The organism is Streptomyces sp. ITFR-16, assembly GCF_031844705.1.
Lineage (GTDB): Bacteria > Actinomycetota > Actinomycetes > Streptomycetales > Streptomycetaceae > Streptomyces.
Genome location: NZ_CP134609.1, coordinates 6865159 through 6890009 on the forward strand (window position 1 = coordinate 6865159; position 24851 = coordinate 6890009).

Consider the following 24851-nt stretch of genomic DNA (forward strand, 5'->3'; position numbering starts at 1 on the left):
GACGGCATGAGAGCCGATTCCTCCCTCGGCCCCGACGACGCGCCCCACGGGCCGCAGTCCTCGCGCTGGTACGACGCCGACGCGGGGCCGGTGGTCCGCCCGTACGCCATGACCAGAGGGCGCACCAGCAGTGCGTCCCGTCACCGGCTCGACCTGATCGCGATCGTCGTCCCGGAACCCGCGGCCGACGATCCCGGCCGGGACCAGACGCTCTCCCCGGAACATGTGGAGATCGTCGAACTGTGCAGTGAACTGCCCCAGTCGATCGCCGAGCTCGCCTCCGGTCTCGACCTCCCCGTGGGAGTGGTGCGAGTCCTGGTCGGCGATCTCGTCGAGGACGAGCTGGTGCATGTGACCCGTCCCGTTCCGCCGGCCGAGCTGCCGGACGTGAACATTCTTCGCGAGGTGATCAATGGCCTTCGGGCGCTCTAGCCGCAGCAGGCGGCCCGTCGAGCCCGTTACCCTCAAGATCCTGGTGGCGGGCGGCTTCGGAGTGGGCAAGACGACCCTGGTGGGGGCGGTCAGCGAGATCAGACCGCTGCGTACGGAGGAGAGGCTGACCGAGGCGGGGCGTCCGGTGGACGACCTGGAGGGTGTCGAGGCGAAGACCACGACCACGGTGGCCATGGACTTCGGCCGGATCACGCTCCGCGAGGACTTGGTGCTGTATCTCTTCGGCACCCCGGGACAGGACCGTTTCTGGTTCCTCTGGGACGAACTCGCCCAGGGCGCGCTGGGGGCGGTCGTCCTCGCGGACACCCGCCGTCTGGAGGACTGCTTCGCGGCCGTCGACTACTTCGAACGGCGTGAGATCCCGTTCGCCGTCGCCGTCAACTGCTTCGAGGGCGCCGACCGGTTCCCCACCGAGACGGTGCGGGCGGCTCTGGACCTGGATCCGGAGGTGCCGCTCCTGATGTGTGACGCCCGGGACCGGCAGTCCGCCAAGGATGTCCTGGTCGCCGTGGTCGAACACGCGCTGGCCCGGGCGGACCGCCTCCGCGAACCCGTCACCACCTAGAGGGGGTACCCGGGCGTCAGCGGACCGCCACCACCGCCGAACCATGGCCGAACAGGCCCTGGTTGGCCGTGATCCCGGCCCGCGCGCCCGGCACCTGCCGGTCCCCGGCCGTGCCCCGCAGCTGCCAGGTCAGCTCGCAGATCTGGGCGATGGCCTGCGCCGGTACGGCCTCACCGAACGACGCGAGGCCGCCGCTGGGGTTCACCGGAACGCGCCCGCCGAGCGCCGTAGCCCCGCTGCGCAGCAGCGCCGCGCCCTCGCCGGGACCGCACAGCCCGATGTCCTCGTACCACTCCAGCTCCAGCGCGGTGGACAGGTCGTACACCTCGGCCAGGGACAGCTCCCCGGGACCGATCCCCGCCTCCTCGTACGCCGCCCGTGCGATCGAGGCACGGAAGGTCAGGGCCGGGGGCTCCACGGCGACCGCCGAATCGGTGGCGATGTCGGGCAGATCGAGCACGGCCTTCGGATAGGTGGGCGTCACGGTCGACACGGCCCGGATACGGACCGGGTCCACGGCCCCGTGCCGCCGGGCGAACTCCATGCTGGACAGCACCAGCGCCGCACCGCCGTCGGAGGTGGCGCAGATGTCCAGCAGCCGCAGCGGATCGGCGACCACGGCGGACGCCGCGACCTCTTCGGCGCTCACCGGCGCCCGGTAGCGGGCGTTCGGGTTCAGCGCGCCGGCCGCCGCGTTCTTCACCTTGACCCGCGCGAAGTCCTCCGGTGTGTCCCCGTGGACCGCCATCCGGCGCCTGGCGTAGAGGCCGAAGTAGGCGGGGTTGGTCGCCCCGAGCACCCGGAAGCGCAGCCAGTCCGGATCGTCGGGCCGGTCCCCGCCCGCCGGTGCGAAGAACCCTTTGGGCGCCGCGTCCGCCCCCACCACGAGCACCACGTCCGCCAGACCGGCCAGGATCTGCGCCCTTGCGGTGCTGACCGCCTGCGCGCCCGAGGCGCACGCCGCGTACACGCTGGTGACCCTGGCCCCCTGCCAGCCCAGCGCCCGCGCGAACGTCGCCCCGGCCACGTACCCCGGATAGCCGCCGCGCACGGTGTCCGCGCCCACCACGGACCCCACGTCCCGCCAGTCGATCCCGGCGTCCACGAGCGCGTGGCGGGCCGCCACCGTGCCGTACTCCACGAAGCTGCGCCCCCACTTGCCCCAGGGGTGCATCCCGGCCCCGAGGACGGCCACGTCCCGGCTCATGCGGCACCGTCCACGTCGTCGGCGGCGACGGGCCGCCAGTGCCAGGTCGCCGTAGCCCCGCCGTCGTCCGCCCCGCCGTCGTCCGCCCCGTCGTCGTCTGCGCAGCCGGAACCCAGCTCACCCGGCACGACCTCGACGGTCATGCCGACCGCCAGATCAGCGACCCCGACCCCGGGCGCGGCCTGCCCGAGCACCACCATCCGCTCGGCGGCCAGCTCCACGGCCACCAGCGTGTACGGCTCCCAGGGCACGTCGGGGTCCGAGGGGTAGGGGTGAGGCGGCCGGTAGCGGCCGTCGGTGTACGACCAGACCGTGCCGCGCCGGGAGAGCGGGACCTCGGCCAGCTCGCCGCCCGTGCAGCTGGGATTGCGGCAGAAGCTCTCCTCGCGGGGGAAGAAGACCGACGAGCAGAGCGAACAGCGGGTGCCCAGCAGGCGGAAGTCGTCCCCGGAACCGTTCTCGGTGAACCACCCGGCCACCACAGGTATGCGCTTGCGCGGCAAAGCCCCTCCCGGCACTGGATCTGACGGAACGTCAGAAGTGTGCCACGGTCAGCTGTTGTCGGCGAGCCACTTGGCGGCGGTCTCCGCGAGCTCACGGTCGCGGCCGGCCAGCATCATCCGGATCATCTGCACGTCACCGCGCAGCGACCAGGCGGGGTGGCCGAAGGTGGCGGGGTTGTTCTTCTCGATGAGGAAGTGCGCCGGCCAGGCGGTTCCGTAGCCGATCAGCGGCAGTGCGGCGGCGTACCGCTTGCGGCCGCGGGCCAGTCCGTAGGCGGTGACCGCGAGACCCGTCAGGGTGCCGGTCAGATGCACCCAGCGGGTCGCGGCCCTGGAGTGCATCGCGACGTAATAGGGCCAGAATTCTTCGTACGAATCGAACGTCTGCTGTGACATACGGGCACCGTAATGGCTGGAACGGCAACCGGATACGGGCGGTGCGCGTCCGAGAAGAAGAACGGGTGGCCGGGACCCACGGGGGTGGTCCCAGCCACCCGTTTCCCCTTCCCGGGCCGCGCCTCAGTGTCCGGCGACGGACCTGCGGGCCACCGGGAAGTCGAAGTAGGTGTCCGGGAACAGCTCGGGCTTGAAGGTGTAGTGCCACCATTCCTCGGCCAGATTGACGAATCCGAGCTCCGTGAGCGTCGATTTCAGGAACTGGCGGTTGGCGCGCTGCACGCCCTGGATCCGCGGGTCGTCGGTGTGCGAGAGCGTGTCGAAGCAGTCGAAGCCGGTCCCCATGTCCACGGAGTTGTCCGGGAAGCGCTCGCCCTTGGGCGCGTAGCACGGCACCAGCTCGTCACCGGGGTGGTACGGCCTGGTCGGCAGGGCGGGCAGCCGCACGAGCGTCAGGTCCACCGTGCTGCCCCGGCTGTGGCCGGACTTCTCCGCGATGTAACCGTCCGCGAACAGCCGGGTCTTGTCGACCCGGGGATAGAACTCGCCCTTCATGGTGTCGTCGTCGAGGTCCTTCGCCCACCGCACGAAGTGGTCGACCGCCCGCTGGGGCCGGTAACAGTCGTACACCTTCAGCGAGTAGCCCCGCCGCAGCAGCCGGACCTGGGCGCGGTGCAGGGCCTCGGCGGCCGGCCGGGTCAGGATGCAGAGGGAGTCGCGGTAACCGTCCACCGGTTCGCCCATGAAGTCGTGGACGGTGGGGTAGCGCATCTCCTGGATGATCGTGGGGTCGACCGCACGCAGCGCGACGAACTCCTCCGGGGCCTTCGGCTCGGGCCTCGCCTGCGCCGCCGGAGCGGTGCCGGTCACGGTGAGCAGGGCGGCGGCAGCGGCCGCCAGGGCACGGAAAGCGGAAGCGATACCTGTCATGAGCACATCGTCCATGAACCGGGCCGCTCCGGAAGGACGATCGGATACAGTCCGCGCGTGTCCGCCACCGTCTCCGCGCGCGGTGCCCACACGAAGCGTTCCCTAAGAACCCGGAGAAACCCGTGAGAAACGCGTACTGCGGCAGCTGCGGCGCCCCCTACACCGCGCTCCCGGCCCCGGACACCTGGCCCCGCACCTGCGCCGCCTGCGGTGACACCGCCTACCGCAACCCGCTGCCGGTCGCCGTCGCCCTGCTGCCCGTCACCGGCCCGGACGGTGGCGGCCTCGTCGTCATCACCCGCACCATCGAACCCGCCCTCGGCGGCACCGCCCTCCCCGGCGGCTTCATCGACCACGCCGAGGACTGGAAGCACGCGGTCGTACGCGAACTGCGCGAGGAGACCGGCATCGAGGCCCGGCAGGACGACGTCCGGCTCGCCGACGCCCTCAGCGACCCGGCCGGACATCTGCTCCTGTTCGGGCTGCTCCCCGAGCGCCCCGCGGACACCCTCCCGCCGTCCGTACCGACCGACGAGACCTCCGGGTACGCGATCCTGCGCGCCCCCGCCCCGCTCGCCTTCCCCCTCCACACCGAGGCCGTCCACTCCTGGTTCGCCGGCCGCTACCGCTGAGCCGGCGACGGACCCCGCTCACACCCCGCGCACCCGGACGGGCAGATCCACCAGCCGCTCCTCGCCGTCCCGCTCCACCACGACCCGGCCGCCGGCCAGCCGCGTCGTGTACCGCTCGACCACCACCGGCTCCCAGCCGTCACCCGCGTCCCGCACCACCGAGCCGCCACCCCCGCGCCCCTCGGCCGGAGCCCACACCTCCAGTTCCACAGCGCCGTCCGCACCCCGCACCGGCAGGACCGATCCGGCCCGCGCCAGCACCGGCACCCGCGACAACGGTGCCTCCACGACCACCTGACCCGGCCCCTCGTACACCGCACCGCTCGCCGTGTCGTACCAGCGCCCCGGAGGCAGCCGCACCACCCGCTCGGCCACGCCCGGCTCCAGCACCGGCGCCACCAGCAGCGCGTCCCCCAGCAGAAACGCGTCCTCGCACTCCCGCAGCGCCCGGTCGCCGGGAGCCGACCACCACAGGGGGCGCACATACGGCGCACCCGACAGCCGGGCGAGGTGTGCCAGCGTCACCCAGTACGGGCGCAGCCGCTCCCGCTCCCGCAGCGCCTCCCGCGCCGCGTCCAGCACCAGCGGCCCGAACTCCCACGGCTCCCGGCGGCCCGCGTCGATCGCGGCATGCGTACGGAACAGCGGGAGATACGCCCCGAGCTGGAACCACCGCAGATACAGCTCCGGCGACGGCGAGCCGTCGAAGCCGCCCACATCCGGCCCCGAATACGGCACCCCGCACAGCCCCAGACCCAGCACCAGCGCCAGCGAGGCCCGGAGGCCGGGCCAGCCGGTCGCCACATCGCCTGACCAGGTGCCCCCGTACCGCTGCATCCCCGCCCAGCCGGAGCGCGAGAACAGGAACGGCCGCTCGTCCGGCCGCAGCCGGGTCAGCCCCTCGTACCCGGCACGCGCCATGGCCAGGCCGTACACATTGTGGGCCTCGCGGTGATCACCGCCGCGCCCCTCCAGCGAGTGCCGCGCCGACCGGGGGAGCGACGGGTCGCCGAACGCGGCGAAGGACACCGGCTCGTTCATGTCGTGCCACACACCGGAGAACCCCTGCGCCAGCCGCTCCGCGTACAGCCCGCCCCACCACGCCCGCACCCGGGGATCGGTGAAGTCCGGATAGACACAGGCACCCGGCCACACCTCCCCGCGCACGGTCCGCCCCCGGGCGTCCCGCACGAACGCGCCCGAAGCGCCCACCGCCGCACCGGAGTCGAACACCGCGTTCCCCGGCTCCGAAGGCACCGCCGGGTCCACGATCGACACCAGCCGCACCCCGTCCTCGCGCAACTCCTTCGCCAGCCCCGGCAGATCGGGGAACCGCTCCTGGTCCACCGTGAACACCCGGTGCGCGTCGTAGTGGTCGATGTCCAGATGCAGCACCGACAGCGGCAGATCCCGCTCCCGGTACCCGGCCACGACCCGCCGCACCTCGCGCTCGCTCCCGAAACCCCAGCGCGCGTGCTGCGGGCCCAGCGCCCAGGACGGCGGCACCGCGGCCGCGCCCGTCAGCGCCGACCAGCCCTGGAGCACCCGCGCCGGCGTACCCGCCACCACCCAGCAGCGCAGCGGCCCGCCGTCCGTGCGCACCTCGGACATCCCCGGCCGGTCATGTCCGGAGCCCGCCCCCTCCTCGCCCTCGCGCAGCGTCACGCTGCCCGCCCAGGAGTTGTCGTGGAACGCCAGATGCGTCCCCGCGTCCGAGACCACCAGCTGCACCGGCATCGTGAGGTACAGCGGATCGTCGCCCGGCCCGAACCGCCCGCCCGGATCGGTGTTCCACAACCCGTACACCCCGTCCCTGAGCCGGGGCCCCGCCGCCCGTGCGCCCAGTCCGAAGAAGCGCGCGTCCGCCGGCACCTCGGACCGCTGCACCCAGCGGGCCGGCCCGCCGCCCACCGGTTCCCACCACCGAGGCGGCAGCTCCCGGCGGAGCACCACCCCGCCCGGCGTCCGCAGCTCCACCGCCCCGTGCCGGGACACCACGACCGTCAGCCGCTCCGACACCACCTGCCAGCCGCCGTCCTTGTCCGGCTCCAGCACGGCCCGCGGATCCGGGTCCGGCCCGCCGTCCGCGAGCGCGTACGAGGGCAGCGGATCGGCCCCGTCCCACCCCCAGAACACGGCCCCGCCCGCCGCCACACGGATGCGCAGCTCCGAACGGGCGAACCTCACCACCCCGCCCCCCGGCCCCGGCTCGGCCCCCGTCACGACACCCGGCACCCGCGCCCGCTCGGCACCGCGCGCGGGCAGCGCCCGGGCGTCCGCACGCGAGCGGCGCCACGCCGAACGCACCGTGCGCAGCCCCTGCCTCGAACCGACGAGTTTCACCGAGCGCACCAGGTCACGACCGTCCATGCGGCACACCCTGCCATCCGCCGGGCCGCGAACAGGTTCCGTTCAACTTCCGTTCACCGTGTGGCCGGACACCGTCCCCGCCACGCTCCACGTGGCCCGGCCACATACCGGGACACGCGGCCATGGGCGGGCAGCCCTGGTGCGAAAGACGATCACATGGCATCGTCCGTGAAGCCGCCTCACGCGCACACCCCAGCCCGTGCGCGCGACCTACGCACACACCGCGTACCCGTACAGCCAGGGAGCCGCCCCATGACCTCAGCAGCCGACGAAGCCCCCCTGTGGCAGCCCGGCCCGGACCGCATCGCGACCGCGGCCGTCACCCGCTTCCAGAGCTGGGCGGCCGAGCACCACGGAGCACCGGCCGAGGGGGGCTACGCGAGCCTGCACCGCTGGTCCGTCGAGCGGCTCGACACCTTCTGGCAGGCCGTCGCCGAATGGTTCGACGTCCGCTTCTCCACCCCGTACGAGACCGTCATCGGCGACCGCTCCATGCCCGGCGCCCAGTGGTTCCCCGGCGCCACCCTCAACTACGCCGAACACGCGCTGCGCACCGCCGAGGACCCCCTGCGGGCCGACGCCCCCGCCCTGCTCCACGTCGACGAGACCCACACCCAGGCCGCCACCTCCTGGTCCGAGCTCCGCCGCCAGGTCGGCTCCCTCGCCGCCGAACTCCGCGCGCTCGGCGTCACCCCCGGCGACCGGGTCAGCGGCTACCTCCCGAACATCCCGCAGGCCATCACAGCCTTCCTCGCCACCGCGGCCGTCGGCGGCGTCTGGACCTCCTGCGCCCCCGACTTCGGCGCCCGCAGCGTCCTCGACCGCTTCCAGCAGGTCGAACCCGTCGTCCTGTTCACCGTCGACGGCTACCGCTACGGCGGCAAGGAACACGACCGTACGGAGACCGTCGCCGAGCTGCGCCGCGAACTGCCCACCCTGCGCGCGGTCGTCCACATCCCGCTGCTGGGCACGGACGCCCCCGAAGGGGCCCTCGACTGGTCGGCCCTCACCGCCGCCGACACCGAGCCGGTCTTCGAGCAGGTCCCCTTCGACCACCCGCTGTGGGTCCTCTACTCCTCCGGCACGACCGGCCTGCCCAAGGCCATCGTCCAGTCCCAGGGCGGCATCCTGCTCGAACACTTCAAGCAGATCGGCCTCCACTGCGACCTCGGCCCCGAGGACCGCTTCTTCTGGTACACCTCCACCGGCTGGATGATGTGGAACTTCCTCGTCTCCGGCCTCCTCACCGGCACCACACTCGTCCTGTACGACGGCAGCCCCGGCTACCCCGACGTCAGCGCCCAGTGGCGCGTCGCCGAACAGACCGGAGCCACCCTGTTCGGCACCTCCGCCGCCTATGTCATGGCCTGCCGCAAGGCAGGCATCCACCCGGGACGCGACTTCGACCTCTCCCGCGTCCAGTGCGTGGCCACCACCGGCTCCCCGTTCCCGCCCGACGGCTTCCGCTGGCTCCACGACGAGGTCGCCGACGACCTGTGGATCGCCTCCGTCAGCGGCGGCACCGACGTCTGCAGCTGCTTCGCCGGCGCCGTCCCCACCCTCCCGGTCCACATCGGCGAGCTCCAGGCAGCCTGCCTCGGCACCGACCTCCAGTCCTGGGACCCGGCGGGCGAGCCCCTGACCGGCGAAGTCGGCGAGCTCGTGGTCACCGCGCCGATGCCGTCCATGCCGATCCGCTTCTGGAACGACCCCGACGGCAGCCGCTACCGCGACAGCTACTTCGACATGTACCCGGGCGTCTGGCGCCACGGCGACTGGATCACGATCACCGACCGAGGCTCCGTGATCATCCACGGCCGCTCCGACTCCACCCTCAACCGGCAGGGCGTCCGGATGGGCTCCGCCGACATCTACGAGGCCGTCGAGCGGCTCCCCGAGATCCGCGAGTCCCTCGTCATCGGCCTGGAGGAGCCCGACGGCGGCTACTGGATGCCGCTGTTCGTCCACCTCGCCGAGGGCGCCACGCTCGACGACGCGCTCCGCGACAGCATCAAGCGCACCATCCGCGAGAACCTCTCACCCCGTCATGTCCCCGACGAGGTCATCGAGGTCCCCGGCATCCCGCACACCCTCACCGGCAAGCGCATCGAGGTCCCGGTCAAACGACTGCTCCAGGGAACAGCCCTGGCCAAGGCCGTGAACCCCGGCTCCATCGACAACCTCGAACTCCTCCACTTCTACGAGGAACTGGCCCGCCGACGCCGCTGACCCCGCCACTGTCAGTGCCCTTGATTACTCTGAGTGAGCAATGATCGACAGCGCACTGGGGGAAGTCATGGCGCAGACCAGGAACAAGCGGACCACCGTCCACGGACGGGCCGGCCTCACGATGCGACGCACGCTGCGCCGCGAAGCCCCGAGCACCATCGGCCTGCTGACCGATGAACAGGACTTCGCGGCGATGCGCCGCTACCGCACCTTCACCTTCGACGACCACTCCGTCTACCTGGAACAGGTGGAGGGCCTCCTCAAGTCCCTGACCGCGCAGGGCATGCACACCACGGTCGCCCTCTTCGACCCGGAGGAGTACGCGGAATTCTGCGCCCGATCCGGCCTCGCCCCGGACGCCCCGGCCAGCCGCAGCCGCTTCACCGCGGAGGTCGCGGCCTGCGGAGCCACCGTCGCCTACACGGGCCAGCCCCTCGACGAGCTGATCCCGGTCCTCGTCGGCAGGGCCATCCGCCGGGCCACCTGGGAGTACGCCACGATGCTCCTGGCCGACCTCGGCGACTGCGCCGACTGCGGACAGGACATCGGCCGGGCGGCCTTCGACCGGGCCTCCCACCTCCTGCTGCGCACCCTGGACGCGGCGGGCCCCGGCACCCACCACCTGGTGTGCAGCACGCCGCTGGAGAACGAACAGCTGCTCGCCGCGCTGCACACGGACCGCGACAGCACAGGACCCGCCCGTCTCGACTCGTCGGAGGGCGCCGAGTTCGTGACGGTGCTGGCCCTCGGCATCGCTCTCGAACGGCACGGGGGAGTCGTGCTGCGCACGAGCGCCCCCGGCGTCCCGGACCGGGTGCACGGCTGGCGGCTCGCCGCCGGCAGCCTCCTCCCGCTCACCGAGGGCGAGGTCTTCAGCGCCTACTGCACCGACGCGGACACGGGCGACCCCGTCGCCCCGGAGTCCGGCGTGGAGTACTGCGCCGGGTTCGACATCGGCGCGGACGCCCCCGAGACGCACTGCTGACACGCCGAAGGGGGCTCCCCGCCGACGGCGGGAAGCCCCCTCACACCTCGGTCGCCCCGAGGCCGGGCCTACTCGCCCGACAGCACCGCCTGCGCGGCGACGCGCGCCTCCTCGGCGGAGTCGGCCGCACGCGCGGCCGACGCGGCCCGCTCGCACTGGGCGAGCGTGTACTTCGCCAGCGTGGCGCGCACATAGGGGATGGACGCGGCGCCCATCGACAGCGACGTGACACCGAGACCGGTCAGGACACAGGCGAGCAGCGGATCGGAGGCGGCCTCACCACAGACACCACAGCTCTTGCCCTCGGCCTTGGCGGCATCGGCCGACAGCGCGACCAGATCCAGCAGCGCCGGCTGCCACGGGTCCTGGAGCCGGGAGACCGCACCCACCTGACGGTCGGCGGCGAAGGTGTACTGCGCCAGGTCGTTGGTGCCCAGCGACAGGAACTCCACCTCCTGCAGCACCGAACGCGCCCGCAGCGCGGCGGACGGGATCTCGACCATCGCACCGAACTTCGCCTGCAGCCCGGCAGCCCGGCACGCGTCGGCGAATGCCTTGGCGTCCGAGCGGTCGGCCACCATGGGCGCCATGACCTCGAGATAGACGGGGAGGCCCTCGGCCGCCTTCGACAGCGCGGTCAGCTGGGTGCTCAGCACGTCCGGGTGGTCCAGGAGGCTGCGCAGCCCGCGCACACCGAGTGCCGGGTTGGGCTCGTCCGCCGGCGTCAGGAAGTCGAGCGGCTTGTCCGCACCGGCGTCCAGCACCCGCACCACGACACGGCCCTCGGGGAAGGCCTCCAGCACCGCGCGGTACGCGGCGATCTGCTTCTCCTCGGACGGCGCCTGCTTGCTGTCGTCCAGGAAGAGGAACTCGGTACGGAACAGCCCGACGCCCTCCGCGCCCGCCTCGACGGCGGCCGGCACGTCACCGGGGCCACCGATGTTGGCGAGCAACGGCACCTTGTGGCCGTCGGACGTCGCACCGGGGCCGGTCGAGGCGGACAGCGCGGCCTTGCGCGCGGCGGCGGCACTCTCCATCTCCGCCCGCTTCTCGTCGCTCGGGTTCACGAAGATCTCGCCGGTGCTGCCGTCCACCGCGATCAGTGTGCCCTCGGCCAGCTCACCGGCACCGGGAAGCGCCACCACGGCGGGGACACCGAGCGCCCGCGCCAGGATTGCGCTGTGACTGGTCGGCCCGCCCTCCTCGGTGACGAAGCCGAGGACCAGAGCCGGGTCGAGCAGCGCCGTGTCGGCGGGAGCCAGGTCCCGGGCGATCAGCACGTACGGCTCGTCGCTGTCCGGCACGCCCGGCATCGGCACACCGAGGAGCCGCGCCACGATCCGGTTGCGGACGTCGTCGAGGTCGGCGACGCGGCCCGCGAGGTACTCCCCGGCACCGGCCAGCAGCGCCCGGTACGACGCGAAGGCGTCGTACACACCGCGCTCGGCGGTGCTGCCGACAGCGATGCGCCGCTCGACATCAGCCATGAGCTCGGGGTCCTGGGCCATCATGGCCTGGGCCTCCAGCACGTGCTGGGCCTCGCCCCCGGCCAGGTTGCCACGCGCGATGAGGTCGGCGGCCACCGCCTCCACGGCCTGCCGGGCCCGTCCCTGCTCGCGCTCCGCCTCATCGGCGGGGATCTGCTTGGCCGGCGGTTCGAGCACTGCCGTGCCCATGTGCCGTACCTCGCCGATCGCCACACCGTGGCTCACGCCTACGCCTCGCAGCGTTGTCTCCATTTCACCCGTCTCCGGTCGTGCGGTGGCCGCTGCCCCCGCGGTGGGTATCCCGTCGGCTCTCATTGCGCCGAACGCGTTACTGCCAGCCGAACAGTGCTTCGCCGGCCTTGACGTCGCCTTCTTCGATGACATCGGAGAGGGAGTCGGCCGTTGCCTCCAGTGCCACGACGGGGCACACCGGCGACTTGCCGGCGGCCTCGACGGCGGCCGGGTTCCAGCGCACGACGGCCTGCCCGCGGGTGACGGTGTCACCCTTGTTCACGAGCAGCTCGAAGCCCTCGCCGTTCATCTGGACGGTGTCGATGCCGAGGTGGGTCAGAACCCCGTGGCCCTCGCTGTCCACGACCACGAAGGCGTGCGGGTGCAGGGAGACGATGATTCCGTCGACCGGCGACACGGCCTCGGACGGCTCGCGCACGGGGTCGATGGCGGTGCCGGGGCCCACCATCGCGCCGGAGAACACCGGGTCGGGTACCGCAGCGAGCCCGATGGCGCGTCCGGCGAGCGGGGACGTCACAGTGGTCATGGGGGTGCCTCCCAGAGTGGAGCTTCGATGGCGCCGCCGTCGTGTGTAGGGGACGGCGTACTGCTCAGCAGGGTAAGTCATAAGAAGTCCCGGTTCCGCCGGAGTCCTGCCGGTTCGAGGACCTAGGGGTGCACCGGAAAGGATTTGCCTCGACTCCCAGCAGCCTGTACTGTCGTACTCCTGCCTGACCCCAACGCGACATTGAGTCGGGGGTCGGCGGCGACTATTAAGCCCAAACCCTAACCCGGAATCGGCACCCGCATGTCTGCAGGGGCTGGTCAGAGGGACAGGAAAGGCCTGATAGAGTCGGACTCGCCGAAAGGGAAAAGCGCGAAAGCGAATTCCACGGAGGCAAATGCAGAATCCCGTTTCGGCCGGGAATCGGACGCGAAAGAGTCTGATAGAGTCGGAAACGCAAGACCGAAGGGAAGCGCCCGGAGGAAAGCCCGCAGGGGTGAGTACGAAGGAAGCGTCCGTTCCTTGAGAACTCAACAGCGTGCCAAAAGTCAACGCCAGATATGTTGATACCCCGGCCTGCTTCGGCAGGTTGGAGGTTCCTTTGAAAGTCCTGGCAAACTCTTTCGGGGTTTGGTAGGCAATGAACACAGCGAGGACACAGTGGACGATCGGTCTTATTCCGGCCTGATTGTTCCGCTCTCGTGGTGTCGACCCGATTACGGGAAAACATTCACGGAGAGTTTGATCCTGGCTCAGGACGAACGCTGGCGGCGTGCTTAACACATGCAAGTCGAACGATGAAGCCCTTCGGGGTGGATTAGTGGCGAACGGGTGAGTAACACGTGGGCAATCTGCCCTTCACTCTGGGACAAGCCCTGGAAACGGGGTCTAATACCGGATAATACTTTCTCTCTCATGGGGGAAGGTTGAAAGCTCCGGCGGTGAAGGATGAGCCCGCGGCCTATCAGCTAGTTGGTGGGGTAATGGCCTACCAAGGCGACGACGGGTAGCCGGCCTGAGAGGGCGACCGGCCACACTGGGACTGAGACACGGCCCAGACTCCTACGGGAGGCAGCAGTGGGGAATATTGCACAATGGGCGAAAGCCTGATGCAGCGACGCCGCGTGAGGGATGACGGCCTTCGGGTTGTAAACCTCTTTCAGCAGGGAAGAAGCGAAAGTGACGGTACCTGCAGAAGAAGCGCCGGCTAACTACGTGCCAGCAGCCGCGGTAATACGTAGGGCGCAAGCGTTGTCCGGAATTATTGGGCGTAAAGAGCTCGTAGGCGGCTTGTTGCGTCGGTTGTGAAAGCCCGGGGCTTAACCCCGGGTCTGCAGTCGATACGGGCAGGCTAGAGTGTGGTAGGGGAGATCGGAATTCCTGGTGTAGCGGTGAAATGCGCAGATATCAGGAGGAACACCGGTGGCGAAGGCGGATCTCTGGGCCATTACTGACGCTGAGGAGCGAAAGCGTGGGGAGCGAACAGGATTAGATACCCTGGTAGTCCACGCCGTAAACGTTGGGAACTAGGTGTTGGCGACATTCCACGTCGTCGGTGCCGCAGCTAACGCATTAAGTTCCCCGCCTGGGGAGTACGGCCGCAAGGCTAAAACTCAAAGGAATTGACGGGGGCCCGCACAAGCAGCGGAGCATGTGGCTTAATTCGACGCAACGCGAAGAACCTTACCAAGGCTTGACATCGCCCGGAAAGCCGTAGAGATACGGCCCCCCTTGTGGTCGGGTGACAGGTGGTGCATGGCTGTCGTCAGCTCGTGTCGTGAGATGTTGGGTTAAGTCCCGCAACGAGCGCAACCCTTGTTCTGTGTTGCCAGCATGCCCTTCGGGGTGATGGGGACTCACAGGAGACTGCCGGGGTCAACTCGGAGGAAGGTGGGGACGACGTCAAGTCATCATGCCCCTTATGTCTTGGGCTGCACACGTGCTACAATGGCCGGTACAATGAGCTGCGATGCCGCGAGGCGGAGCGAATCTCAAAAAGCCGGTCTCAGTTCGGATTGGGGTCTGCAACTCGACCCCATGAAGTCGGAGTTGCTAGTAATCGCAGATCAGCATTGCTGCGGTGAATACGTTCCCGGGCCTTGTACACACCGCCCGTCACGTCACGAAAGTCGGTAACACCCGAAGCCGGTGGCCCAACCCCTTGTGGGAGGGAGCTGTCGAAGGTGGGACTGGCGATTGGGACGAAGTCGTAACAAGGTAGCCGTACCGGAAGGTGCGGCTGGATCACCTCCTTTCTAAGGAGCACTTCTTACCGGGCTTGCCTGGTCAGAGGCCAGTACACCGGCGAATGTTCGGTGCTGGTTGCTCATGGGTGGAACGTTGACTATTCGGCACGGTTGGCAAGTTTTCGTTAGTACTGCTTCGGCGTGGAACACGTAGACGGGTTGACTGTGCCGGGCACGCTGTTGGGTATCTGAGGGTACGGCCGTCATGGTCGTCCTTCGGTTGCCGGCCCCAGTGCACTCGTCCGGAAGGGCGGGGTGATGGGTGGCTGGTCGTTGTTTGAGAACTGCACAGTGGACGCGAGCATCTGTGGCCAAGTTTTTAAGGGCGCACGGTGGATGCCTTGGCACCAGGAACCGATGAAGGACGTGGGAGGCCACGATAGGCCCCGGGGAGCTGTCAACCGAGCTTTGATCCGGGGGTGTCCGAATGGGGAAACCCGGCAGTCGTCATGGGCTGTCACCCGCTGCTGAACACATAGGCAGTGTGGAGGGAACGAGGGGAAGTGAAACATCTCAGTACCCTCAGGAAGAGAAAACAACCGTGATTCCGGGAGTAGTGGCGAGCGAAACTGGATCAGGCCAAACCGTATGCGTGTGATACCCGGCAGGGGTTGCGCATGCGGGGTTGTGGGATCTCTTTTTCATGGTCTGCCGGCTGTGAGACGAGTCAGAAACCGTTGATGTAGGCGAAGGACATGCGAAAGGTCCGGCGTAGAGGGTAAGACCCCCGTAGCTGAAACATTGACGGCTCGTTTAAGAGACACCCAAGTAGCACGGGGCCCGAGAAATCCCGTGTGAATCTGGCGGGACCACCCGTTAAGCCTAAATATTCCCTGGTGACCGATAGCGGATAGTACCGTGAGGGAATGGTGAAAAGTACCGCGGGAGCGGAGTGAAATAGTACCTGAAACCGTGTGCCTACAAGCCGTGGGAGCGTCGCGCATCGAGCTTGCTCGGTGCGTCGTGACTGCGTGCCTTTGAAGAATGAGCCTGCGAGTTTGCGGTGTGTTGCGAGGTTAACCCGTGTGGGGAAGCCGTAGCGAAAGCGAGTCCGAATAGGGCGGTTTAGTAGCGCGCTCAAGACCCGAAGCGGAGTGATCTAGCCATGGGCAGGTTGAAGCGGAGGTAAGACTTCGTGGAGGACCGAACCCACCAGGGTTGAAAACCTGGGGGATGACCTGTGGTTAGGGGTGAAAGGCCAATCAAACTCCGTGATAGCTGGTTCTCCCCGAAATGCATTTAGGTGCAGCGTCGTGTGTTTCTTGCCGGAGGTAGAGCACTGGATAGGCGATGGGCCCTACCGGGTTACTGACCTTAGCCAAACTCCGAATGCCGGTAAGTGAGAGCACGGCAGTGAGACTGTGGGGGATAAGCTCCATGGTCGAGAGGGAAACAGCCCAGAGCATCGACTAAGGCCCCTAAGCGTACGCTAAGTGGGAAAGGATGTGGAGTCGCAGAGACAACCAGGAGGTTGGCTTAGAAGCAGCCACCCTTGAAAGAGTGCGTAATAGCTCACTGGTCAAGTGATTCCGCGCCGACAATGTAGCGGGGCTCAAGCGTACCGCCGAAGTCGTGTCATTCCAGCATTAAGGGCCAACGCCTGCTGGGATGGGTAGGGGAGCGTCGTGTGCCGGGTGAAGCAGCCGCGGAAGCGAGTTGTGGACGGTTCACGAGTGAGAATGCAGGCATGAGTAGCGATACACACGTGAGAAACGTGTGCGCCGATTGACTAAGGGTTCCTGGGTCAAGCTGATCTGCCCAGGGTAAGTCGGGACCTAAGGCGAGGCCGACAGGCGTAGTCGATGGACAACCGGTTGATATTCCGGTACCCGCTTTGAAACGCCCAGTACTGAATCAGGCGATGCTAAGTCCGTGAAGCCGGCCTGATCTCTTCGGAGTTGAGGGTAGTGGTGGAGCCGACGAACCAGACTTGTATTAGGTAAGCGATGGGGTGACGCAGGAAGGTAGTCCAGCCCGGGCGGTGGTAGTCCCGGGGTAAGGGTGTAGGCCGTGTGGTAGGTAAATCCGTCACACATTAGGGCTGAGACCTGATGCCGAGCCGATTGTGGTGAAGTGGATGATCCTATGCTGTCGAGAAAAGCCTCTAGCGAGTTTCATGGCGGCCCGTACCCTAAACCGACTCAGGTGGTCAGGTAGAGAATACCGAGGCGTTCGGGTGAACTATGGTTAAGGAACTCGGCAAAATGCCCCCGTAACTTCGGGAGAAGGGGGGCCATCACTGGTGATGACATTTACTGTCTGAGCTGGGGGTGGCCGCAGAGACCAGCGAGAAGCGACTGTTTACTAAAAACACAGGTCCGTGCGAAGCCGTAAGGCGATGTATACGGACTGACGCCTGCCCGGTGCTGGAACGTTAAGGGGACCGGTTAGCTGACTTTCGGGTTGGCGAAGCTGAGAACTTAAGCGCCAGTAAACGGCGGTGGTAACTATAACCATCCTAAGGTAGCGAAATTCCTTGTCGGGTAAGTTCCGACCTGCACGAATGGCGTAACGACTTCTCGACTGTCTCAACCATAGGCCCGGTGAAATTGCACTACGAGTAAAGATGCTCGTTTCGCGCAGCAGGACGGAAAGACCCCGGGACCTTTACTATAGTTTGATATTGGTGTTCGGTTCGGCTTGTGTAGGATAGGTGGGAGACTTTGAAGCGGCCACGCCAGTGGTTGTGGAGTCGTCGTTGAAATACCACTCTGGTCGTGCTGGATGTCTAACCTGGGTCCGTGATCCGGATCAGGGACAGTGTCTGATGGGTAGTTTAACTGGGGCGGTTGCCTCCTAAAGAGTAACGGAGGCGCCCAAAGGTTCCCTCAGCCTGGTTGGCAATCAGGTGTTGAGTGTAAGTGCACAAGGGAGCTTGACTGTGAGACCGACGGGTCGAGCAGGGACGAAAGTCGGGACTAGTGATCCGGCAGTGGCTTGTGGAAGCGCTGTCGCTCAACGGATAAAAGGTACCCCGGGGATAACAGGCTGATCTTCCCCAAGAGTCCATATCGACGGGATGGTTTGGCACCTCGATGTCGGCTCGTCGCATCCTGGGGCTGGAGTCGGTCCCAAGGGTTGGGCTGTTCGCCCATTAAAGCGGTACGCGAGCTGGGTTTAGAACGTCGTGAGACAGTTCGGTCCCTATCCGCTGTGCGCGTAGGAATATTGAGAAGGGCTGTCCCTAGTACGAGAGGACCGGGACGGACGAACCTCTGGTGTGCCAGTTGTCCTGCCAAGGGCATGGCTGGTTGGCTACGTTCGGAAAGGATAACCGCTGAAAGCATCTAAGCGGGAAGCCTGCTTCGAGATGAGTATTCCCACCTCCTTGAGGGGTTAAGGCTCCCAGTAGACGACTGGGTTGATAGGCCAGATGTGGAAGCCCGGTAACGGGTGGAGCTGACTGGTACTAATAGGCCGAGGGCTTGTCCTCAGTTGCTCGCGTCCACTGTGTTAGTTCTGAAATAACGAACGGCTGTGATGGTACCGGTTGTTTTGAATTTCATAGTGTTTCGGTGGTCATTGCGTTAGGGAAACGCCCGGTTACATTCCGAACCCGGAAGCTAAGCCTTTCAGCGCCGATGGTACTGCAGGGGGGACCCTGTGGGAGAGTAGGACGCCGCCGAACAATTATTGTGGAAAGCCCCGTGCCCTTGTGGCACGGGGCTTTTCTGCGTTCCGGGACCGTTCCCGGCACCCCTGTGTCCCCGCCGGCCGAGGCTGAGGGTAGGGTCAGGGGGCATCATTGGCACGTTCTTCACAGGAGGCCCCCGGGTGGAGGTCCAGGAGACTCGCGTTCAGACGGACCGGGTACTCACCATCCCCAACATCCTCAGCATGGCTCGCCTCGTCGGCGTACCTGTCTTCCTGTGGCTGATTCTCCGCCCCGAGTTCGGCGGGCCCCAGAGCGACGGCTGGGCGTTGCTGGTCCTGATGTTCAGCGGTGTCAGTGACTACCTCGACGGCAAGCTCGCCCGTCGGTGGAACCAGATCAGCAGCCTGGGACGGCTGCTCGACCCGGCAGCGGACCGTCTCTATATTCTTTCCACCCTCGTCGGGCTGACCTGGCGGGAGATCCTCCCGCTCTGGCTCACTGCGGCTCTGCTGGCCCGTGAGCTCATGCTTCTCGTGATGGTCGGAATCCTGCGCCGTCACGGGTATCCGCCGCCCCAGGTGAACTTCCTGGGCAAGGCGGCCACGTTCAACCTGATGTACGCATTTCCCTTGTTGCTGCTCAGCGACGGAAGTGGTTGGCTGGCTTCGCTGGCCACTGTTTTCGGATGGGCGTTCGCAGGATGGGGTACAACGCTCTACTGGTGGGCAGGGATCCTCTACGTGGTTCAGGTCCGCCGCCTGGTCAAGGCGGATGCAGTAGCCGATTGAGCTCGTTGATGCGGTGCCGCGCAACGTGGCCGGCCCGCGGCTGATGACACCAATTGCCCCGACGGGCGAAGTCGGCTAGACCGTCGTCTCTTCAAGGAGGACGTTTCCGACATGAAGGCCGTCGTGATGGCAGGTGGTGAAGGCACACGCCTTCGCCCCATGACCTCAAGCATGCCCAAGCCGCTCCTGCCCGTAGCCAATCGGCCGATCATGGAGCATGTGCTTCGGCTGCTCAAGCGGCACGGGCTCAACGAGACGGTCGTGACCGTCCAGTTCCTCGCGTCCCTGGTGAAGAATTACTTCGGGGACGGCGAGGAGCTAGGGATGGAGCTCACCTATGCCAATGAGGAGAAACCGCTCGGTACCGCGGGCAGCGTGAAGAATGCCGAAGCGGCATTGAAGGACGATACGTTTCTCGTCATTTCCGGTGACGCGCTCACCGACTTCGACCTCACCGATCTCATCGCCTTCCACAAGGAAAAGGGCGGCCTGGTCACGGTCTGCCTCACCCGGGTCCCCAATCCCCTGGAATTCGGGATCACGATCGTGGACGAAGCGGGCCAGGTCGAACGGTTCCTGGAGAAGCCCACCTGGGGACAGGTGTTCTCCGACACAGTCAATACGGGCATCTACGTGATGGAGCCCGAGGTCTTCAACTACGTCGAGGCCGACGTCTCCGTGGACTGGTCCGGTGATGTCTTCCCGCAGCTCATGAAGGAAGGCAAGCCCATCTACGGCTATATCGCCGAGGGCTACTGGGAGGACGTCGGCACGCACGAGAGCTATGTGAAGGCCCAGGCCGACGTGCTCGAGCGCAAGGTCGATGTGGAGATCGACGGCTTCGAGATCTCCCCCGGCGTATGGGTGGCCGAAGGCGCGGACGTCCACCCCGACGCCGTGCTCCGGGGCCCGCTGTACATCGGTGACTACGCCAAGGTCGAGGCCGGCGTGGAGATCCGTGAGCACACGGTCATCGGGTCGAACGTCGTCGTCAAGAGCGGCGCTTTCCTGCACAAGGCCGTCGTCCACGACAATGTGTACATCGGCGACCACAGCAATCTGCGCGGCTGTGTGATCGGCAAGAACACCGACATCATGCGTGCCGCACGGATCGAGGACGGCGCCGTCATCGGCGACGAATGCCTCGTGGGCGAGGAATCGATCATCCAGGGGAATGTGCGCGTCTACCCCTTCAAGACGATCGAGGCCGGCGCCTTCGTCAATACCTCGGTGATCTGGGAGTCGCGTGGACAGGCCCATCTCTTCGGCGCGCGCGGCGTCTCCGGAATCCTGAACGTCGAGATCACGCCGGAGCTGGCCGTCAGGCTGGCCGGCGCCTATGCCACGACGCTGAAGAAGGGCTCCACGGTCACCACCGCCCGTGACCACTCCCGCGGTGCGCGGGCGCTGAAGCGCGCGGTCATCTCGGCCCTTCAGGCCAGCGCCATCGATGTCCGCGACCTGGAGAACGTACCGCTGCCCGTGGCGCGCCAGCAGACCGCGCGCGGCAGTGCCGGCGGCATCATGATCCGTACGTCTCCGGGTGTGCCCGACTCCGTCGACATCATGTTCTTCGACGAGCGGGGAGCGGACCTCTCCCAGGCGCGCCAGCGAAAGCTGGACCGGGTCTACGCCCGCCAGGAGTACCGGCGTGCCTTCCCGGGCGAGATCGGTGACATCTACTTCCCGTCGAGCGTCTTCGACTCGTACACCGGATCGCTGCTGCGGAACGTGGACACTGCGGGTATCGCCGATGCCGGGCTGAAGGTCGTCGTCGACGCCTCCAACGGCAGCGCGGGCCTGGTGCTGCCCAGCCTGCTGGGACGGCTGGGTGTGGACGCGCTGACGATCAACCCCGGTCTCGACGAGTCCAGGCCGACCGAGTCGGCCGAGACCAGGCGGTCCGGGCTGGTGCGGCTGGGCGAGATCGTCTCCTCGGCGAGGGCGGCCTTCGGTGTCCGCTTCGACCCCGTCGGCGAACGGCTCTCGCTCGTCGACGAGCGGGGCCGGATCGTGGAGGACGACCGGGCCCTGCTCGTCATGCTCGACCTCGTCGCCGCCGAGCGGCGCAGCGGGCGGGTGGCGCTGCCGGTGACCACCACCAGGGTTGCCGAGCAGGTCGCCGCGTACCACGGCACGCAGGTCGAGTGGACGACGACATCGCCCGACGATCTGACCCGGGTGGGCCGCGAGGAAGGCACCATCTTCGGTGGAGACGGGCGCGGCGGCTTCATCGTTCCCGAATTCAGCAGTGTCTTCGATGGTTCGGCCGCCTTCGTGCGGCTCATCGGACTCGTGGCAAGGACGCAGCTCACGCTCAGCCAGATCGACGCACGCATTCCGCGCGCCCATGTGCTGCGGCGTGACCTGGCCACCCCGTGGGCCGTGAAGGGCCTGGTCATGCGCCGCGTCGTGGAGGCGGCCGGGGACCGTGACGTCGACACGACGGACGGTGTGCGGGTCGTCGAGGCCGACGGACGCTGGGTGATGGTCCTGCCCGACCGGGCGGAAGCGGTCACCCACCTGTGGGCCGAGGGGCCGGACGACGCCTCCGCGCAGGCGCTGCTCGACGAGTGGTCGGCGGTCGTGGACAGCGCGGGCAACTGATCCCCGGGGTGGGCCCGTAACCACAGCTGCCCGCTGCGGGCACATCGGTGGGGCCATTCGGCGGAAGCTGCTGCGACATGCGACGATGTGCGGCATGTCGCAGCAGCCCTCCGACCGGAGCACCGCCCCGGCGCCCAAGCGCCCCGACGCGTCCATGTCGCTGCTGACCAATGTGATGGACCACAGCCTGGACGACGGCTACGCCGAGGCGTCGGCGCGCCGCGCGGCCGACGGGCGCGCGGGCATGCCCCGTACGCTCAAGGCGAAGCTGGGCTTCGCGGCCTGCCTGGTGCTGGCCGCTCTCGTCGTGACGCTCGGTGCGGCCCAGGCGCGGGTCTCGGCGCCGGTCCTGGCCAAGGAGCGCCAGGAGCTGATCGACCGGATCGACGCGGAGACGTCGGCGGCCGACACGCTCGAGGCGCAGGTGGAGGAGATCCGCGCCGACGTGGGGCGGCGCCAGCGCAAGGCACTGGAGGAGCACGGGGGAGACCAGACGGAACTGGTCGCCCTGCTCTCCGGGGCGACGCCCGTACAGGGCCCAGGGGTGAAGCTCGTCGTCGACGACGCGAAGGACACCGACCAGGGCGGCGGCGGGCCCCGCGAGACCAGCGGTTTCTCCGACACGGGACGGGTCCGGGACCGGGACATGCAACGGGTCGTCAACGGCCTGTGGCAGTCCGGCGCCGACGCCATCGCCATCAACGGCCAGCGTCTGACGGCCCTGTCGGCGATCCGTGCCGCGGGCGACGCCATACTGGTCGACAACAAGCCGCTCGTGCCGCCGTACTCGGTGCTCGCGGTGGGGGACGGGAAGAAGCTCGCCGCCGCCTTCCAGGACAGTGCCGACGGCCAGTACCTGGAGGCGCTGAAGGACACCTTCGACATCCGGACCAGCCTCTCCGTTCAGGAGAAGCTGAGCCTTCCGGCGGCCCCGAGCCTGATCGTACGGACAGCAGAGCCTTATAAGGCCGCAGACACCGGCAGTGGTGCGGCAGACACAGGGAAGGGCACATCGTGATCGCCGTACTGGGCCTCGTCGTGGGAGTCGTGGTCGGACTGTTGGTCCGGCCCGAAGTGCCGGCGGTGGTCGAGCCCTACCTCCCGATCGCCGTCGTGGCCGCCCTCGATGCTGTCTTCGGCGGTCTGCGGGCCATGCTCGACGGGATCTTCGTCGACAAGGTCTTCGTGGTCTCGTTCCTCTCGAACGTGGTCGTGGCCGCCCTCATCGTCTTCCTGGGGGACAAGCTGGGCGTCGGCGCCCAGCTCTCCACGGGTGTGGTGGTCGTGCTGGGCATCCGGATCTTCTCCAACGCCGCGGCCATCCGCCGGCACGTCTTCCGGGCCTGAGGCCGATGAGCAACGACGCGTTCGACGACGGCCGGGAGCAGCCCGGAGAGCAGCCCGCGCAGGCTCCCGAGGAGCTGACCGGACGCCAGCGGCTGGCCGCCGGCATCTGGCCGCCCCGGGTCACCCGCGCCCAACTCATCGTCGCGGTGCTCCTGTTCGTCCTCGGCCTGGGCCTGGCCATCCAGGTGCGGTCGAACAGCGACAACAGCGCACTGCGGGGCGCCCGCCAGGAGGACCTGGTGCGCATCCTCGACGAGGTGGACGACCGTACGCAGCGGCTGGAGGACGAGAAGCAGCGCCTCGACGACCAGCGAACGGAGCTGGAGAACAGCTCCGACCAGGCCGAGGAGGCCCGGAAGCAGACGGTGGAGAAGGAGCGCCAACTGGGCGTTCTCGCGGGCACCGTGGCGGCGCACGGGCCGGGGATCACCATGACGGTCAACGACCCGGGTGACGCGGTGCAGCCGGACATGCTGCTCGACGCGCTCCAGGAGCTGCGGGCCGCCGGTGCCGAGGCGATCGAGGTCAACGGCGCGCGCGTGGTGGCCAATACGTACTTCTCCGGTGACGGGGGCGCCGTCAAGGTCGACGACCGGAAGATCTCCGCCCCCTACGTCTTCAAGGTCATCGGCAAGCCGCAGGATCTGGAACCGGCGCTGAACATCCCCGGCGGGGTCGTGCAGACGCTGGAGAAGGAGCAGGCCACCGTGCATGTGGTCCAGGCCGACGACATTGTCGTGGACGCCTTGCGACCGGCGGAGCGGCCTGACTACGCTCGGTCGTCGACCCAGTGAACCCGGGACGCTTGGGCGTCGGGGGACACGGGCACAAGGTTGCGGGGGGTCGCCGCATCGTAATCGTGGTGCGTGGTGGAAACTGTCGAGTGGATACGGACGTTGTGAAGATGTCCGGGTCGGCAGGTGTGTTCATTCAGGGTTCGTCCTGCCCCACGGGCGGGTCTGTTTCGGTCAAGGGGAATCGCCCGTGAAGTTGTTTGGGAAGTTGTTCGGCAAGAGCGCACGCGACGAAGCCGCACGGCATCGCGCGCCGCGCCATGGCCAAGGTGACGAGCAGGGCTCCGAGCGCCCGCTCTTCCGTGATCAGGTGGCAGGTCCGGGGGGTGACAATTCGGGTGATCCCGGCGCGTCGTCTGTTGACCCTGCCGGTCCCGGCCGCATAGGTTTCGGAGAACCCGCACCCTCGAGTCCGGGTGGAGGGTTCGCCCCGAGGCAGGAGGCTTCGTCCATGCCGGTCTGTACGAGGTGCGGGCACCGTAACGCCGAGGCCAGTCGTTTCTGCTCCAACTGCGGTGCGCCGCTGCGGGGCGGGGTTCCCGAGCGTGCCTCGGAGACGACGTCGACCATCTCCATCTCGGGCCTGGAGGCCTACGAGGCGGAGGCGACCGGTCAGACCTCCGTGCCGTCGCTGTCGCCCGAGGCCCAGGCGGCCGTGGACGCCCTGCCGCTCGGCTCGGCGCTCCTGGTGGTGCGGCGGGGGCCGAACTCCGGCAGCCGCTTCCTGCTGGACGGGGATCTGACGACGGCCGGACGGCACCCGCAGAGCGACATCTTCCTCGACGACGTGACGGTCTCGCGCCGTCATGTGGAGTTCCGCCGGAACGCCGACGGCACCTTCACGGTCGGGGATGTCGGGAGCCTCAACGGCACCTACGTCAATCGTGAGCGCATCGACTCCGTCGCGCTGTCCAACGGCGACGAAGTGCAGATCGGCAAGTACCGGCTGGTCTTCTACGCAAGCCAGCGCGGCATCTGACC

General features: G+C 67.8%; 18 protein-coding genes and 3 rRNA genes. 14 read left to right on the forward strand and 7 right to left on the reverse strand.

The genetic code is table 11. From position 1 onward, the window contains the following. The first annotated feature begins 6 nt into the window (after positions 1–6). Together RLT58_RS30515 and RLT58_RS30520 are read left to right on the forward strand one after the other, a co-directional pair. On the forward strand, positions 7–432 hold the full coding sequence (locus RLT58_RS30515) for a DUF742 domain-containing protein (RefSeq protein ID WP_311313576.1): 426 nt from the start codon (positions 7–9) through the stop codon (positions 430–432). Then, on the forward strand, positions 413–1018 hold the full coding sequence (locus RLT58_RS30520) for a GTP-binding protein (RefSeq protein ID WP_311313577.1): 606 nt from the start codon (positions 413–415) through the stop codon (positions 1016–1018). The genes RLT58_RS30515 and RLT58_RS30520 overlap by 20 nt, the downstream gene beginning before the upstream one ends. A 16-nt stretch (positions 1019–1034) precedes the next feature. On the opposite strand, the gene RLT58_RS30525 is transcribed toward RLT58_RS30520, so the two are convergent. The 4 genes from RLT58_RS30525 to RLT58_RS30540 form a co-directional block, all read right to left on the reverse strand. Then, positions 1035–2225: a lipid-transfer protein gene (locus tag RLT58_RS30525; RefSeq protein WP_311313578.1), complete on the reverse strand. Its 1191-nt coding sequence runs from the start codon at positions 2223–2225 to the stop codon at positions 1035–1037. Beyond that, a complete protein-coding gene (locus tag RLT58_RS30530) occupies positions 2222–2728 on the reverse strand; it encodes a Zn-ribbon domain-containing OB-fold protein (RefSeq protein WP_311313579.1) in 507 nt (168 codons plus the stop codon). Before RLT58_RS30530 ends, RLT58_RS30525 begins: the two co-directional genes overlap by 4 nt. Positions 2729–2776: 48 nt before the next feature. Next, positions 2777–3124: an Mpo1-like protein gene (locus RLT58_RS30535; RefSeq protein WP_311313580.1), complete on the reverse strand. Its 348-nt coding sequence runs from the start codon at positions 3122–3124 to the stop codon at positions 2777–2779. 123 nt (positions 3125–3247) lie between these two features. Continuing rightward, on the reverse strand, positions 3248–4054 hold the full coding sequence (locus RLT58_RS30540; RefSeq protein WP_311313581.1) for a M15 family metallopeptidase: 807 nt from the start codon (positions 4052–4054) through the stop codon (positions 3248–3250). A gap of 122 nt (positions 4055–4176) precedes the next feature. On the opposite strand from RLT58_RS30540, the gene RLT58_RS30545 reads away from it, so the two are divergent. After that, positions 4177–4686 carry an NUDIX domain-containing protein gene (locus RLT58_RS30545; RefSeq protein ID WP_311313582.1) on the forward strand — a complete coding sequence of 170 codons (510 nt, stop codon included), beginning with the start codon at positions 4177–4179 and terminating at the stop codon, positions 4684–4686. An 18-nt stretch (positions 4687–4704) separates the two neighbouring features. On the opposite strand, the gene RLT58_RS30550 is transcribed toward RLT58_RS30545, so the two are convergent. Beyond that, positions 4705–7056 (reverse strand): glycoside hydrolase family 31 protein, encoded by a 2352-nt coding sequence (locus RLT58_RS30550; protein WP_311313583.1) that lies wholly within the window; start codon positions 7054–7056, stop codon positions 4705–4707. Between the two features lie 252 nt (positions 7057–7308). Between RLT58_RS30550 and RLT58_RS30555 the strand changes: the two genes are divergently transcribed. Together RLT58_RS30555 and RLT58_RS30560 are read left to right on the forward strand one after the other, a co-directional pair. After that, on the forward strand, positions 7309–9285 hold the full coding sequence (locus RLT58_RS30555; RefSeq protein WP_311313584.1) for an acetoacetate--CoA ligase: 1977 nt from the start codon (positions 7309–7311) through the stop codon (positions 9283–9285). A 67-nt stretch (positions 9286–9352) separates the two neighbouring features. Next, positions 9353–10270 carry a DUF8829 domain-containing protein gene (locus RLT58_RS30560; RefSeq protein ID WP_311314704.1) on the forward strand — a complete coding sequence of 306 codons (918 nt, stop codon included), beginning with the start codon at positions 9353–9355 and terminating at the stop codon, positions 10268–10270. A 68-nt stretch (positions 10271–10338) separates the two neighbouring features. Here the strand turns inward: RLT58_RS30560 and ptsP are convergent, their stop codons facing one another. Then, positions 10339–12009: a phosphoenolpyruvate--protein phosphotransferase gene (gene ptsP, locus RLT58_RS30565; protein ID WP_311313585.1), complete on the reverse strand. Its 1671-nt coding sequence runs from the start codon at positions 12007–12009 to the stop codon at positions 10339–10341. A gap of 76 nt (positions 12010–12085) precedes the next feature. Then, positions 12086–12535 (reverse strand): PTS sugar transporter subunit IIA, encoded by a 450-nt coding sequence (locus tag RLT58_RS30570; protein ID WP_311313586.1) that lies wholly within the window; start codon positions 12533–12535, stop codon positions 12086–12088. A 687-nt stretch (positions 12536–13222) separates the two neighbouring features. Between RLT58_RS30570 and RLT58_RS30575 the strand changes: the two genes are divergently transcribed. The 9 genes from RLT58_RS30575 (at position 13223) to RLT58_RS30615 (ending at position 24849) form a co-directional block, all read left to right on the forward strand. After that, positions 13223–14748 (forward strand): 16S ribosomal RNA (locus tag RLT58_RS30575). Positions 14749–15048: 300 nt separating this feature from the next. Further along, positions 15049–18172: ribosomal RNA gene (locus tag RLT58_RS30580) — 23S ribosomal RNA — on the forward strand. Between the two features lie 78 nt (positions 18173–18250). Beyond that, a 5S ribosomal RNA gene (gene rrf, locus RLT58_RS30585) occupies positions 18251–18367 on the forward strand. The 16S, 23S and 5S rRNA genes sit together here, the layout of an rRNA operon. 146 nt (positions 18368–18513) lie before the next feature. Next, positions 18514–19122 carry a cardiolipin synthase ClsA gene (locus RLT58_RS30590; RefSeq protein WP_266776362.1) on the forward strand — a complete coding sequence of 203 codons (609 nt, stop codon included), beginning with the start codon at positions 18514–18516 and terminating at the stop codon, positions 19120–19122. A gap of 111 nt (positions 19123–19233) precedes the next feature. Beyond that, entirely contained in the window at positions 19234–21729 is a 2496-nt protein-coding gene (locus tag RLT58_RS30595; RefSeq protein ID WP_311313587.1) for a sugar phosphate nucleotidyltransferase, read from the forward strand. 94 nt (positions 21730–21823) lie between these two features. Continuing rightward, positions 21824–22747, forward strand: coding sequence for a DUF881 domain-containing protein (locus RLT58_RS30600; protein WP_311313588.1), 924 nt, complete (start codon positions 21824–21826; stop codon positions 22745–22747). Continuing rightward, positions 22744–23076 carry a small basic family protein gene (locus tag RLT58_RS30605; protein ID WP_003970459.1) on the forward strand — a complete coding sequence of 111 codons (333 nt, stop codon included), beginning with the start codon at positions 22744–22746 and terminating at the stop codon, positions 23074–23076. Before RLT58_RS30600 ends, RLT58_RS30605 begins: the two co-directional genes overlap by 4 nt. 5 nt (positions 23077–23081) lie before the next feature. After that, entirely contained in the window at positions 23082–23870 is a 789-nt protein-coding gene (locus tag RLT58_RS30610; RefSeq protein ID WP_311313589.1) for a DUF881 domain-containing protein, read from the forward strand. Positions 23871–24060: 190 nt separating this feature from the next. After that, on the forward strand, positions 24061–24849 hold the full coding sequence (locus tag RLT58_RS30615) for an FHA domain-containing protein (protein ID WP_311313590.1): 789 nt from the start codon (positions 24061–24063) through the stop codon (positions 24847–24849). Positions 24850–24851: the final 2 nt, after the last annotated feature.